Origin of the sequence: Methylobacterium sp. WL6, assembly GCF_008040095.1 — a bacterium.
Lineage (GTDB): Bacteria > Pseudomonadota > Alphaproteobacteria > Rhizobiales > Beijerinckiaceae > Methylobacterium.
In genome coordinates this window covers 1-13,678 of the sequence record NZ_VRVH01000110.1, presented here as the reverse complement: position 1 = coordinate 13,678, position 13,678 = coordinate 1, and the positions used below count along the sequence as shown (strand labels likewise).

General features: G+C 68.9%; 14 protein-coding genes and 1 tRNA gene. 7 read left to right on the top strand and 8 right to left on the bottom strand.

Going from position 1 to position 13,678, the window contains the following annotated elements:
• Positions 1-316, bottom strand: a 316-nt coding sequence (locus FV230_RS15440) for a general stress protein (protein WP_348642139.1), incomplete at its 3' end; no start/stop codon positions are given.
• Positions 317-513: 197 nt separating this feature from the next.
• Here FV230_RS15440 and flhA point away from each other — a divergent pair.
• A complete protein-coding gene (gene flhA / locus FV230_RS15435) occupies positions 514-2,661 on the top strand; it encodes a flagellar biosynthesis protein FlhA (protein ID WP_147843022.1) in 2,148 nt (715 codons plus the stop codon).
• On the opposite strand, the gene FV230_RS15430 is transcribed toward flhA, so the two are convergent.
• The 5 genes from FV230_RS15430 to fliI all read right to left on the bottom strand — a co-directional run bounded on the left by FV230_RS15430 (position 2,573) and on the right by fliI (position 6,743).
• Positions 2,573-3,094 (bottom strand): hypothetical protein, encoded by a 522-nt coding sequence (locus FV230_RS15430; protein WP_243937751.1) that lies wholly within the window; start codon positions 3,092-3,094, stop codon positions 2,573-2,575. The genes flhA and FV230_RS15430 overlap by 89 nt on opposite strands.
• A complete protein-coding gene (locus FV230_RS15425; RefSeq protein ID WP_147843021.1) occupies positions 3,091-3,654 on the bottom strand; it encodes a hypothetical protein in 564 nt (187 codons plus the stop codon). Before FV230_RS15425 ends, FV230_RS15430 begins: the two co-directional genes overlap by 4 nt.
• 12 nt (positions 3,655-3,666) lie before the next feature.
• Entirely contained in the window at positions 3,667-4,719 is a 1,053-nt protein-coding gene (locus tag FV230_RS15420; RefSeq protein WP_147843020.1) for a lysylphosphatidylglycerol synthase domain-containing protein, read from the bottom strand.
• A gap of 174 nt (positions 4,720-4,893) precedes the next feature.
• Entirely contained in the window at positions 4,894-5,301 is a 408-nt protein-coding gene (gene fliJ, locus FV230_RS15415) for a flagellar export protein FliJ (RefSeq protein ID WP_147843019.1), read from the bottom strand.
• 86 nt (positions 5,302-5,387) lie between these two features.
• Positions 5,388-6,743: a flagellar protein export ATPase FliI gene (gene fliI, locus FV230_RS15410; protein WP_147843018.1), complete on the bottom strand. Its 1,356-nt coding sequence runs from the start codon at positions 6,741-6,743 to the stop codon at positions 5,388-5,390.
• A 418-nt stretch (positions 6,744-7,161) separates the two neighbouring features.
• Here fliI and FV230_RS15405 point away from each other — a divergent pair, with 418 nt between their 5' ends.
• From FV230_RS15405 to FV230_RS15380, 6 genes are all read left to right on the top strand, one after another.
• A complete protein-coding gene (locus FV230_RS15405) occupies positions 7,162-7,863 on the top strand; it encodes a response regulator transcription factor CtrA (RefSeq protein WP_147727979.1) in 702 nt (233 codons plus the stop codon).
• 415 nt (positions 7,864-8,278) lie between these two features.
• Positions 8,279-9,841: a 2-isopropylmalate synthase gene (locus FV230_RS15400; RefSeq protein WP_147843017.1), complete on the top strand. Its 1,563-nt coding sequence runs from the start codon at positions 8,279-8,281 to the stop codon at positions 9,839-9,841.
• Between the two features lie 142 nt (positions 9,842-9,983).
• Positions 9,984-10,059, top strand: a tRNA-Lys gene (locus tag FV230_RS15395).
• A 174-nt stretch (positions 10,060-10,233) separates the two neighbouring features.
• Complete coding sequence (locus FV230_RS15390) at positions 10,234-11,031, top strand: ABC transporter ATP-binding protein (protein WP_147843016.1); 798 nt, start codon at positions 10,234-10,236, stop codon at positions 11,029-11,031.
• Positions 11,031-11,915: an ABC transporter permease gene (locus tag FV230_RS15385; RefSeq protein WP_147843015.1), complete on the top strand. Its 885-nt coding sequence runs from the start codon at positions 11,031-11,033 to the stop codon at positions 11,913-11,915. The genes FV230_RS15390 and FV230_RS15385 overlap by 1 nt, the downstream gene beginning before the upstream one ends.
• A 75-nt stretch (positions 11,916-11,990) precedes the next feature.
• On the top strand, positions 11,991-12,956 hold the full coding sequence (locus FV230_RS15380) for an ABC transporter substrate-binding protein (RefSeq protein ID WP_147843014.1): 966 nt from the start codon (positions 11,991-11,993) through the stop codon (positions 12,954-12,956).
• Positions 12,957-12,999: 43 nt separating this feature from the next.
• Here the strand turns inward: FV230_RS15380 and FV230_RS15375 are convergent, their stop codons facing one another.
• Both FV230_RS15375 and FV230_RS15370 read right to left on the bottom strand, forming a co-directional pair.
• Positions 13,000-13,245, bottom strand: a complete 246-nt coding sequence (locus FV230_RS15375; RefSeq protein ID WP_147843013.1) for a hypothetical protein — start codon at positions 13,243-13,245, stop codon at positions 13,000-13,002.
• 121 nt (positions 13,246-13,366) lie between these two features.
• On the bottom strand, positions 13,367-13,678 hold a 312-nt coding region (locus FV230_RS15370), incomplete at its 5' end, for a cold shock domain-containing protein (protein WP_281408290.1).

Below are 13,678 nucleotides of genomic sequence, written 5' to 3'. Positions count from 1 at the left end.
TGAGCCAGCCCGCCGCCACCACCGGGCCGATGCCGGGAATCGCCAGCATCCCGAGCCCCGCCAGGAGGCCGGCGCCGCCGCCGAGCACGGTGCCGAGCGTCGCGCCGGTGCCGGCGCCTCCGACGTTGGCGTCGTTCGGGTCGGACGAGCGCGTCGGATCCCCGACGGGGGCCAAGCGCCCGGCGTGCCGATCCTCGGCGTTGTTCGCGACGATGCTGATGTCGCCGTGCGGGATGCCCTCGGCCTCGAGCTTGTCGACCGCGCGGGCCGCCGCGTCGTAATCGTCGAACAGGGCGGTGATGGTTCGCATCGCCATGGGCATTCCTCCGGTGTCGAACCTCGGATCGCGCAAACCGCCTGGACGGCGGGCCCGATCCCGAGCCCGTTCAAGCCGCGGAATCCGAGCCGGGTTCCAGCTTGGCCTTAGGCATCGATCGCCTCCGTTAAGGCGCCGCTAACCATCCGCCCGGCAGATCTTGCCGGGTCCGCCCGTCGCGGGCGGGAGCGGTGGACATGAGCGAGACGGTGATCGCGTCGGAGCGGAGCGGAGGCCTGTCGGCGCTCGCCGGCTTCTCGATGCCGAACCGCGCCAGCCTCGATGCGCTCACCAAGCGCACCGACCTGTTCTTCGCCACCGCGGTGATGGGCATCCTCGCGGTGCTGATCTTCCCGCTGCCGTCGGTGCTGCTCGACCTGCTGCTTGCCGTGTCGATCATCATGTCGGTGCTGATCATGATGACCGGGCTGTTCATCGACAATCCGCTCGAGTTCACCGTCTTCCCGACGCTGCTGCTGATGGCGACCATGCTGCGGCTGGCGCTCAACCTCGCCTCGACCCGGCTGATCCTCGGACACGGTCACGAGGGCACGGCGGCGGCCGGCCACGTCATCGAAGCCTTCGGCAACTTCGTGATGGGCGGCAACTTCGTCATCGGGATCATCGTGTTCGCGATCTTGATCATCGTGAACTTCGTCGTGATCACCAAGGGCTCGGGCCGCATCGCCGAGGTCGCGGCGCGGTTCACCCTCGACGCGATGCCCGGCAAGCAGATGGCGATCGACGCCGACCTCTCGGCCGGCCTGATCGACGAGAAGGTCGCCAAGGCGCGGCGCTCGGCGCTCGAGGAGGAATCGTCGTTCTTCGGCGCCATGGACGGCGCCTCGAAGTTCGTCCGCGGCGACGCGATCGCCGCCCTGCTCATCACCTTCATCAACGTGGTCGGCGGCATCATCATCGGCGTCGCGCAGCAGGACATGGCGATCGGCGCGGCGGCCAAGAGCTACACCCTGCTCACCATCGGCGACGGCCTCGCCTCGCAGGTTCCGGCGCTGATCGTCTCGACCGCGGCCGGCATCCTCGTCTCGAAGGCCGGCGTGAAGGGCTCGGCCGACAAGGCGCTCGGCAAGCAGCTCGCCAACTACCCGAAGGCGCTCGGCATGTCCTCGGGCGTGATGGTGCTGATCGCGCTGATGCCCGGCATGCCGATGCTTCCGTTCCTCGCCCTCGCCGGCGCCTCCGGCTACGCCGCCTGGCGGTTCGCGAAGACCGCCCGCGAGGCACCCCCGCTCGATGCCGCCGGCGTGCCGATGGACGCGGCGGCGGTGGCGGCCGCGGCCAAGGAGAAGGAGGAGACGGTCACCGACCTCCTGAAGCTCGACGAGCTCAAGCTCGAGATGGGCTACGCCCTCCTCGCCCTCGTCAACGGCGAGGGACAGGACCGGCTGACCGACCAGATCAAGGCGCTGCGCCGGCAGCTGGCGGCCGATCTCGGCTTCGTCATGCCCTCCGTTCGGATCCTCGACAACGTCCAGCTCGATGCCAACGCGTACGTCGTGCGCGTGAAGGAGATCGAGGCCGGAACCGGCCAGATCTTCCCCGGCCAGTTCATGGCGATGGACCCGATGGGCGGGCAGGTGCAGCTTCCCGGCCAGCACATGCTGGAGCCGACCTTCGGCCTGCCGGCGACCTGGATCGACGCGTCCCTGCGCGATCAGGCCCAGCTCAAGGGCTACACGGTCGTCGATGCGGCCACCGTCGTCTCGACGCACCTCACCGAGATCATCAAGGCGCACGTCTCGGAACTTCTCAACCACGTCGAGGTCTCGAAGCTGCTGCGCGAGCTGTCCAAGGAGCACGCCGACCTGGTCAAGGAGGTCGTGCCCTCGCAGATCAACACCACCGGCATCCAGCGGGTGCTGCAGTTCCTGCTGGCCGAGCGCGTCTCGATCCGCGACCTTGGCGCCATCGTCGAGGGCATCGCCGAGGTCGCCGGATCGATCAAGAACCCGCGCGACATCGTCGAGCACGTCCGCGCGCGGCTCGGCCGCCAGATCTGTGCGCAGTATCAGGGCGCCGACGGCATGCTGCCGATCATCACCCTGTCGCCGGCCTGGGAGCAGGCCTTCCTCGATTCGATCGTCGGCGAGCGCGACGAGCGCTACCTGGCGATGCAGCCCTCGAAGCTCACCGAATTCGTGCAGACGGTGCGCGACCGGTTCGAGACCGCCGCCCGCATGGGCGAGATGCCGGTGCTCGTCACCTCGGTCCAGGCCCGGCCGTTCGTCCGCTCGATCATCGAGCGCTTCCGCCGCGAGACGCCGGTGATGAGCCAGGCGGAAATTCACGCGCGGGCGCGGCTTCGCAACGTCGGCTCGGTCTGAGGTCCGGCGGCGGATAATCGAGCGGCAGGCTTCGAACGCCGCGGCGATAGGGAAATCGCGCGCGTTGCAGCGGGTCCGGACCCGTGAAGATCAGGCGAACCCGGAAGGCGACCGGGCTCGCGCAGAGCAGGTAGTCGCGCAGGTTCGGCTCGTCCGGCAGGAACCACGCCGTGGTGAGGTAACGCGCGTCGTCCCGCACCCATCCGGGGATCGGCAATCCCCAACGGCGTACAAGATGCTCGGCGATCGCACCGAGATAGGCGTCCGCGCGCCGATCGCCGACGAGTCCGGGATCGCCGGCGATCATCGCCGCCTGGCGCTCGATCTCGCCGTCGAGCGCGTAGAATGCGTCGAGAAACTCGCGGCTGTGATGATCCCATTCGCCATCCTCGCGGATGCGGATGGCGAGCGCGTGCAGCGTGGCGGGTCTCACGGCGACGCGTCCAGGACGCCCGGAAAGCGGAGTTGCGCATCGATCGGCGGGGCTTCGTCGTAGATCGACGCGTAGAGGGCGTGCAGGCTTTCCAGGTCGAGGATCCCGAGATGGGCGGCGAGCGCGCGGGCATCGTCCATGTCGCGCGTTCCGCGATCGAGGCTGCTCAGGGCGCGGAGCTTCATGGCGAGGAGATAGTGCGGACGGGCCACGAGCGTCCTCAGCCCCGGGGGGCCCTCGCTGGGATAGGTGCCCGACACATCGAACAAGGTCTCGGGCTCGTCGAGGGGCGTGAACATGCCGACGGCATTGTTGAGCCAGTCGGGATCGAGGCCCATCAGCCCGGCGACCCGGGCGACGGATGGCGCGAGCGTCGCCTCGTCGAAACCTTCCCGCACCACCGCGTCGACGTCCCGCGTCGATCGCCGCCATGCGACGCGAAGGATCAGAGCGCCGCCACGGCGCACGGCCAGTTCGACGAAAAGGCCGCGCGCGGCCAGATCCGCTCCAAGGGCCTCAAGGGCCTGCCGCAAGCGCTCGTGGCCGAGCGGTTGCGCCATAAGCCCTGTCTCTCACACCGTCTTCTGCTTCAGGTCCCGCTCGATCTTCGCCGGATCGAGGCCGGGCGCGACGAGCGGCGGGTCCGGCGTGGGGGCTGCCGACGTCCCGGTCCCGCGCAGGGCGCCGGCCAGGCGGTTGCGCTCGTAGAGCAGCACCACGATCACCGAGATCAGGAACGGAAGCCAGAAATAGAACATCCGGAAGACGAGGAGCGCGGCGATGATCGAGGGCCGAGCGATGTCGGGCATCGCCACCACGAAGACCAGCTCGAACACGCCGAGGCCGCCCGGCGCGTTCGAGACCAGCGCCGCCGAGAACGAGGCGAGGAAGACCGCAAGGACCACGAGGAAGCCGGGATTGTGCGCCTCGGGCAGCGCGAAATAGATGATGCCGGCAGCCCCCAGCAGCTCCAGCGGGGCCGCGATGATCTGCCGGATCATGATCGGCGGGCGCGGGTACTCGAGCTTGAACGACCGGATCGTCAGCGGCTTCAGCCGGAGCAGCGAGCCGGCGATGTAGAGCGCGACCGCGCCGAGCAGGACAGCGCCGAGGGTGCGGGCGGTGCTCGGGTTGGTGAGGATCGCCGGCAGGTAGCCCTGGAGGCGCGTCAGGGTATCGGGGAGCGCGACGAGCACGAAGCCGCCGAGCAGGATCGTCCCTAGGCCGAAGGTGAAGGAGCACAGGGCCACGAGCACCGCGACCTGCGCGGCCGACAGGCCCTTGGCGGTGTAGGCGCGGTAGCGCACCACCGCCCCGGAGAACACCGAGGCGCCGATGTTGTGCGACAGCGCGTAGGTGGTGAAGGAGCAGACCGAGACGAAGAACGTTGAGATGTGCGTCACGCCGAGATGCAGCAGCGCGATCCGGTCGTACCAAGCCAAAGCGGCGTACGCGACCAGCGTCGACAGGGCGGCGAGCAGGAAGCGGTGCGGCGGGATGGCGGCGAGGCTGCCCTGGATCTCCGACAGCGAGATGCCGCGCAATTCACGAAACAGCAGGTATCCGGAGACGATCACCGCGGCGAGGCCGACGATCGGCCAGATGAAATCGCTGATCTTCTTCATGGACATCGACACCTCGGGGGGAACGCCCCTGATGCGTCAGGACGCGACGCATCGCAAGCACGCCCGCGGGAGCGCGCCTGCGCGGTCTGATGTCATCGGATCATGACGGTTTCGTGCCGCCTTGCCTCTCGCGCGGACGCGTGTCTCGCCTGAGGCGCTGGGGCGCGGCTCGCCTCAGGCGCGGGCGCGGGCGAGGCCGATCCCGTCCATCGCTGCCTGCTCGCGGACGGCTTCCGCGGCGCGCTCGGCCGAGCGCTCGCGATCGTCGAGGATCTCGACCTTCTTCAGGTCCTCGAACGCCTCGCCGAGCTCGGCCTTGGCCTCGGTGAGCTGGCCTTCCAGGGCGATTGCCGATTGGCGCATGTTGTCCCGGCGCGTGGCGGCGGCGCGGGCGTAGGTCGGGTAGGCGAAATGCCCGATGTCGGTGATGCCGGCGCGGGCCTCCTCGTGGACGACCTCGCGGTCGAGCTCCATCGCCATGCGCTGGAAGTCGGCCATCATCATCTCGATCTGGGTGACGCGGCGGCGCTTCTCGTCGACCTGAAAGCGGCGCAGCCGGATCAGCGTGTCACGCGATTTCATGGGATACGCTCACTCCACACAACGCAGGAGATCCAGGCATATGACCCGAGGAGCGGAGGCGGCGAAGGGCCGCCGCACCGCACGTCTCAGGAACCGCCCACGATCTCCGCGAGCCGTGCGTAACCATCGCCGATGGAGGTTGCTTCTTCCTTACCCTGCCCCAGAAAAGCCTCCAATCGCGGCATGAGCGCCACCGCCTCGTCGACCTCGGCCGAGGCGCCGGCGCGGTAGGCGCCGAGGCGGATCAGTTCCTCCATGTCGGCGTAGGTCGCGAGCAGCTTGCGCGCCCGCCGCACCACCGGGAGGAAGGCCGGGTCGCAAGACCGCGGCATGGTGCGCGAGACCGAGCGCAGCACGTTCACCGCCGGATAGCGCCCGCGCTCGGCGATGGAGCGCTCCATCACGATGTGCCCGTCGAGGATGCCGCGCACCGCATCCGCCACCGGCTCGTTGTGGTCGTCGCCCTCCACCAGCACCGTGAACAGCGCCGAGATCGTCCCCTCCCCCACGCCGGGGCCGGCGCGCTCGAGCAGGCGCGGCAGCTCCGAGAACACCGTCGGGGTGTAGCCCTTGGCGGTCGGCGGCTCGCCGGCGGCGAGGCCGATGTCGCGCTGGGCCATGGCGAAGCGCGTGATCGAATCGATCATGCACAGCACCTTGGCGCCCTGATCGCGGAAATGCTCGGCGACGGAGAGGGTCACGTAGGCGGCGTTCCGGCGCATCAGGGCCGGCTCGTCCGAGGTCGCGACCACGACCACGGACCGGGCGAGGCCGGCGGCGCCGAGGTCGTCCTGCAGGAATTCCTGAACCTCGCGGCCGCGCTCGCCCACGAGACCGATCACCGCGACGTCGGCGGCGGTGTAGCGGGCGAGCATCGACAGCAGCACGGACTTGCCGACGCCGGAGCCGGCGAAGATGCCCATGCGCTGCCCGGCGCACATCGTCAGGAAGGTGTTGAGGCAGCGCACCCCGAGATCGAGTGGCGTCCCAACGCGGCGTCGGGCATGGGCGGGCGGCGGGTCGGCCCGCAGCGGGTAGATCTCCGGCCCGCTGGCGAGCGGGCCGAGGCCGTCCACCGGGCGGCCCAGCGCATCGACGACGCGCCCGAGCCAGGCCGGCGAGGGCCGGATCGCGCCCGCGGCCTCGTCGCGGACGAAGGCGGGGCAGCCGCGGCGGACGCCCTCGAGCGAGCCGAACGGCATGGCGAGCGCCCGGTCGCCCTGGAAGCCGATGATCTCGCACGGGATCAGCCCGGCGCTGCCGGCGCCCTCGACGTCGAGCCGCCCGCCGAGCCGCATCGCGGCGACGGGACCTGCGACCTCGACGAGCAGGCCGCGAATCGCCACGACCCGTCCGTAGGTCTCCAGCGGCTCGACGCGCTCCAGCCCGGCGCGGATTCCCGAGAGCGTCCGTGCCGCGGTCCCACCCTGGTCCTGCGTCATTCCTGAAGCCCTAACGGTTCGTTTACCTCCCTCCTTAACACTGCGGTCATCGGGCTTGTAGCGGGGCCGATCGCAGTGCCGGTCCGGGTCCCTCGATCCGCTCAGGACATGCGTGCCGGATGTGGCGGAACGGTCACAAACGGGTGCGGCCCGTTACGGGTGAAGGACTTGGCTGGGGCGGGGGGCGCGGCGTCGGCCGCGGACGGTTTGTGCGGTGAGAACAGACCGCAAACACCGGACGCAAAAAGGTCGAGGCGGGGTCAAACGATCGCTTGCCACACAGAATCAGGTTTTGTTAACGATTAACGAATAGCGTTTCACGTCAATGACGATGGGGCGTCCGTCCACAGGCCGGTGGCGGACGAATGGCGGCGACGTGTCCGAACGCTGATACGGCCGGCCGGGCTGGGGATCGACGATGCGGGTACTTCTGATCGAGGACGACGGCGCCACGGCGCAGAGCATCGAGTTGATGCTCAAGTCCGAGAACTTCAACACCTACACCACCGATCTCGGTGAGGAAGGAATCGATCTCGGCAAGCTCTACGATTACGACATCATCCTGCTCGATCTGAACCTGCCCGACATGTCGGGCTACGAAGTGCTTCGCAACCTTCGCGTCGCCAAGGTCAAGACGCCGATCCTGATCCTGTCGGGCATGGCCGGCATCGAGGACAAGGTGAAGGGCCTCGGCTTCGGCGCCGACGACTACCTCACCAAGCCGTTCCACAAGGACGAGCTCGTGGCCCGCATCCACGCGATCGTCCGCCGCTCGAAGGGCCACGCCCAGTCGGTGATCACCACCGCCGACCTGATCGTGAACCTCGACCAGAAGACCGTCGAGGTCGCCGGCTCCCGCGTCCACCTCACCGGCAAGGAGTACCAGATGCTGGAGCTCCTTTCGCTGCGGAAGGGCACGACGCTGACCAAGGAGATGTTCCTCAACCATCTCTACGGCGGCATGGACGAGCCCGAGCTGAAGATCATCGACGTGTTCATCTGCAAGCTGCGGAAGAAGCTCGCCAACGCCAGCCAGGGCAAAAATTACATCGAGACCGTCTGGGGCCGCGGCTACGTGCTGCGCGAGCCGATGGACGCCGAGGAGCGCATCGCCGTCTGATCCTCGCCCGCCCCGGCTCTTCCCTCTGCAGGCACCCGCGGATCGCTCCGCGGGTGCCTTCTTCGTTGCGGCGGCCGGTTTCGTCGCTCGGCCGGTCGACGGTCGCGCTTGTCTTCGGGCCCAACCAGGGATATCCACGCTGCCTGCGTCGCCGGCCCCGCACATCTCCGTGCGGTCCCGAGATCGGCGCCGAGGAGAGACGAGCCTTGGCCAGCGCCGGCTCAGCACCCGTCATCGTCGAGGCCGCGACCGCGGCGTCGCTGACGCGCATCCTCCGCTCGCTTCTGCTTACCCGCCCCTGAGGGCCGTCCGGGCGTTCGCCTGGGCCTTCAGGGGATCGCATGGCCGACCTCACAGGCTTCGAAGGCTGCCCGATCCGCTCGGCGGGGGCGCGCCGCGACAGGGTGGACAACCGATGACCAGCGTTTCCGAGACGAAAAAAGACCGCGTCGTGATCTTCGACACGACGTTGCGCGACGGCGAGCAATGCCCGGGCGCGACCATGACCCTTGACGAGAAGCTCGCCGTCGCCGAGCTGCTCGACGCGATGGGCGTCGACGTCATCGAGGCCGGCTTCCCGATCGCCTCGAACGGCGACTTCGAGGCCGTCTCGGAGATCGCCCGCCGCGCCAAGCGCGCCACCATCGCCGGGCTCGCCCGCGCCATCCCCGCCGACATCGCCCGGGCCGGCGAAGCGGTGCGGCACGCCCGCCAGGGGCGCATCCACACCTTCGTCTCGACCTCGCCGATCCATCTCGCGCACCAGATGCGCAAGACTGAGGACGAGGTCGTCGAGATCATCCTGAAGACGGTGGCGCAGGCCCGCGACCTCGTCGCCGACGTCGAGTGGTCGGCGATGGACGCGACCCGCACGCCGATCGACTACCTGTGCCGCTGCGTCGAGGCGGCGATCAGGGCCGGCGCGACGACGATCAACCTGCCCGACACCGTCGGCTACGCGACGCCGGGCGAGTACCGCGCGATGTTCGAGGCGGTGCGCGCGCGCGTGCCGAACGCCGACAAGGCGATCTTCTCGGTCCATTGCCACAACGATCTCGGCCTCGCGATCGCCAACACGCTGGCCGGCATCGAGGGCGGCGCGCGGCAGGTCGAGTGCACGATCAACGGCATCGGCGAGCGCGCGGGCAACGCGGCGCTGGAGGAGGTGGTGATGGCGATCCGCACCCGCTCCGACGTGCTGCCCTACGAGACCGGCATCGAATCGACGATGCTGACCCGGGCCTCGAAGCTCGTCAGCCACGCCACGAACTTCCCGGTGCAGTTCAACAAGGCGATCGTCGGCCGCAACGCCTTCGCGCACGAGAGCGGCATCCACCAGGACGGCATGCTCAAGCACGCCGAGACCTACGAGATCATGACCCCGGCCTCGGTCGGCCTCACCAAGACCAACCTGGTGATGGGCAAGCATTCCGGCCGCGCCGCCTTCCGCTCGAAGCTCGACGAGCTCGGATTGCGGTTGTCCGACAACCAGCTGCAGGACGTTTTCGAGCGGTTCAAGGCCTTGGCCGACCGCAAGAAGAACGTCTACGACGAGGACATCGAGGCGCTGGTCGACGAGAATCTCGCCACCGCGCACGACCGCATCCGCTTGGTCTCGCTCTCTGTCATCGCCGGCACGCGCGGGCCGCAGCGCGCGACCATGAAGGTCGCCGTCGACGGCAAGACGCTCACCGAGGAGGCTGACGGCAACGGGCCGGTCGACGCGGTGTTCAACGCGATCCAGGCGCTGGTGCCGCACGAGGCGCAGCTCGAGCTCTACCAGGTCCACGCGGTCACCGCCGGCACGGATGCCCAGGCGGAGGTCTCGGTGCGGCTGAAGGCTGGCGAGCGCTCGATCACCGCACGCGGCGCCGACCCCGACACCCTCGTCGCCTCGGCCAAGGCCTACCTTTCGGCGCTGAATAAGCTCTCGGCCTCGGCCGTGCGCCTCCACGCGCAGCACGCGGCGGCGGAGTAGGCCGAAAACCGACCGGCCCGGGGGAAAATTCCGGCTCGCGGGCAAAAACCGCGAACACGGGGTGGACAGCCCCCGGCCCGGTTGATATCAGCCCGCATCGCAGCGGGACTTGGTGGACCGCGGCGGATCGCTCAATGCGATCGGGCGCATAGCTCAGTTGGTAGAGCAGCTGACTCTTAATCAGCGGGTCCTAGGTTCGAACCCTAGTGCGCCCACCAAAGAATCCCGAACTTCGATGATGTGAGGGCAGGACGCGGTCGCGCGTGCTGCCCTTCTTCGTTTGGTCCGGCGCCAGCGATCACGCGTGTCTCGCCGATTCGGCCTCGCGCCTGCATTCTGCATGCAGTTTGGCCCGGGCCTTGCTGGATCCCGCCGTCAGCGTGGAGCCGGTGATGGATGCGGTTGCGAACGGCCGGGACGTGCAGCTCGCCCTGCGGGGCATCCGCAAGGCGTTCCCGGCGAAGGGTGGTGCCGTCCCGGTGCTCGACGGGCTTAGCTTCGACATCTACGAGCGCGACTTCGTCAGCATCATCGGGCCGTCCGGCTGCGGCAAGACCACGGTCTTCAACGTGATCGCCGGCCTGCTCGAGCCCGACGAGGGGACGATGCGCTTTCGCGGCGAGATCGTGCCCGGCCTGTCCGGCCGCGTCGGCTACATGATGCAGAAGGACCTGCTGTTCCCCTGGCGCACGGTCCTGCAGAACGTGATGCTCGGCCTGGAGATGAAGGGCGTCGACGCCAGGGCCGCCACCGAGACGGCACGGGACTACCTCGCCCGCTTCGGCCTGTCCGGCTTCGAGAACGCCTACCCCAAGACCCTGTCGGGCGGCATGCGGCAGCGCGCGGCGCTGATCCGGACGCTGATCATGGATCCGGACATCCTGCTCCTCGACGAGCCGTTCTCGGCGCTCGACTACCAGACCCGGCTCTACCTCGAAGGCGTGCTCCTCGACGCGGTCGAGACCTTCCACAAGACCGTCGTGCTCGTGACCCACGACATCGACGAGGCGGTGGCGCTCTCGAAGCGCGTCGTGGTGCTGGGCAATCGCCCGACCCGGGTGAAGGCGGTGCACGACATCGCGCTCAGCGATCGGTCGCCGATCGGCGCCCGCAGCGATCCGCGCTTCTCCGAGTATTTCAACACGCTCTGCGGCGAGCTCGACATCCAGACCAGCGCGAGGGCGGCCTGATGGCGATCCAGATCCTATCCCACGAACAGGCACCGCCGGAGGCGGCGAGCCGACCGACGCCGCCGGCCCGACGCCGCGGGCCCGGTGCCCTGGCACGGGCGATCGACACCACGCTCGGGCGCGGGCTGATCCAGCTCCTCGCGGTGGCCGTGTTCTTCGCGGCTTGGGAGGTCGCGGTCGATACCGGCTGGCTCACCGAGTTCCTGGTCGGCGCGCCCTCGGGCATCTGGCGGGTGTTCGTCAAGAGCGTGCTCGACGGCAGCCTCGCCCACGACACCTGGCTCACGGTGGTGGAGGCCATCCTGGGCTTCGTGATCGGCACCGCGATCGGCTCGGTCGCGGGGCTCGGGCTCTGGTACTCGGTGCTGGTGGCGCGGATCGTCGAGCCGTTCATCGTCGCGATCAACTCGGTGCCGAAGATCGCGCTCGCCCCGATCGTGATCCTGTGGTTCGGCACCGGGTTCGTCTCGAAGGTCGCGCTCGCGGTCTCGCTGACGGCGCTGGTCGCGCTGATCGCGGCGTACCAGGCCGCCCGGGACGCCGATCCCGACCTGCAGGCGCTGCTGGCCTCGATGGGCGCCTCGAAGAACCGGATCTTCCGCTCGGTGATCGTGCCCTCGACGCTGCCGGCGATCATCGGGATGTTCCGGATCAACATCGGCTTCGCGCTGGTCGGCGCGGTCGTCGGCGAGTTCATCTCGTCCCAGGCCGGGCTCGGCCACCTGATCTACAACGCCTCGTCGCTCTACGACCTCAACGCCGTCTGGGTCGGGCTGTTCGTGCTGATGTTCGTCGGCTTCCTGCTCTACCACGTCATCGATTTCGCCGAGCGCCGCATCCTGCCGTGGCGGCAGGTCGACACCACCGGCAGCGTCCAGGTCTGAGTTCCAAGCCGGCGGAGCGCGGCTCGCCGCGGCCGTCCGCCCCGCCCTTCCCGCCAGCAGAACGAGAGCCTTCCGATGATCCAGCGTCGTCCCCTCATCGCGACCGTCGCCGCGGCCTGGCTGATGGGGGCCCTGCCCGCCTCGGCGGCGGCGCTGAAGGCGACCGTGAGCCAGGCCTTCCAGTCGATGCTCTACCTGCCGCTCTACGTCGCCCTGGACGAGGGCCTGTTCGAGAAGGCTGGCATCGACGTGACCAAGGAGACGGCCGGCGCGCCGAGCGTCGCGCTCTCGGCGGTGATCTCGAAGAGCGCGCAGTTCTCGATCCACGGCCCGGAATGGACCGCGGTGGCGGCCTCGAAGGGCGCGCCCGTCGGCGTCATCGCCAACGTCGTCAACGGTGCCGCCGTGTGGATCGCGACGACGCCGGACTTCGTCTTCAACGACGTGAAGGACCTCAAGGGGCAGACCATCGTCACCGGATTGATGCCGACGACGAGCACCTCGCTGTTCCTCAAGCTCTTGAAGGAGAACGGCCTGTCGAAGGACGACGTGACGCTGACGCAGGTGCAGCTCGGCACCGAGCCGGGCCCGTTCCTCGCCGGCCAGGCCAAGGTCGCCGTGCTGTACGAGCCCGGCCTCGATCAGGTTGCCGCCAAGGGGATGAAGGTCGTCCTCGGCTTCCCCGAGAAGTACGGCCCCTACGCCTTCTCGGCGGTGAGCGCGCGCAAGGATGTCGATCCGGCGGTGGCGCAGGCCTTCGTCGACGGCATGCAGGCGGCGATCCGGCTGATGCAGTCCGATCCGGCCAAGGCGGTCGCGGTGGCGAGGAAGGAGTTCCCCAACCTCGATCCGACCGTGGTCGAGGCTGCGGTCAAGCGCATGATGGGCGACAAGGTTTATCCGGAGAGCGTCGACATCACGTCCGATGCCCTCAAGATCGCCCTCGATACGCAGATCGCCCTCGGCAACCTCGCGGCCCAGCCGGACTACGCCACCTTCGTGCGGCGCGATTTCATCACCAAGGCGATGGCCGGCCAGTAGCGCCCGGTGCCGTCCGCGATCTCAGCGCGGATGGTCCCCCGTCTCAGCGGGCGGCCGGACGCGACGATCGGAGGGACTTCGCTGCCATCGATGCGCTCGGTGGCAGATCGTTCGCGCTCGGAACCGCCGCGTCCTTCTCCGGGAGGGGGCCGGGCTTCTTCGCATCCCGCCCGCGCTCGAAGCCGTAGCCGAGGTTCACGCCGGCATAGGCGCCGGTGAAATCCTCGGCCCTCGCCTGCTGCGCCGTGGCGAGGGCGAGCAGGATGCCGAACGGTACGGCACGACGCATGAGATGTCTCCGTTTACCGTCCCGGAACGCAAAACGGCGGCCCCGTGAGGGACCGCCGTTTCCAATCGCATCGGGAACGCGGCGGAAGCGAGGCCGCCGCGTTCGCCAAAAATGCCGCCGATCAATCGTCGACGTTGATGCTCTGAGCCTCGCGGCCCTTCTGGCCGTCGACCACACCGAGCGTCACGGTCTGACCCTCGGCAAGCGACTCGAGGCCGGCCCGCGACAGGGCGGAGCGATGGACGAACACGTCCTTGCCGCCGTCGTTCACCGACACGAAGCCGAAGCCCTTGGCCGGATCGTACCACTTCACGGTGCCCTGCATCTCGGTCGAGAGGCCCGAGGCGACGCGGCCACCGCCGCCGTAACCGCCGCCGCCGCCACCGAAGCCGCCACCGGCGCCGCCGTAACCACCGCCGGCACCGTAGCCGCC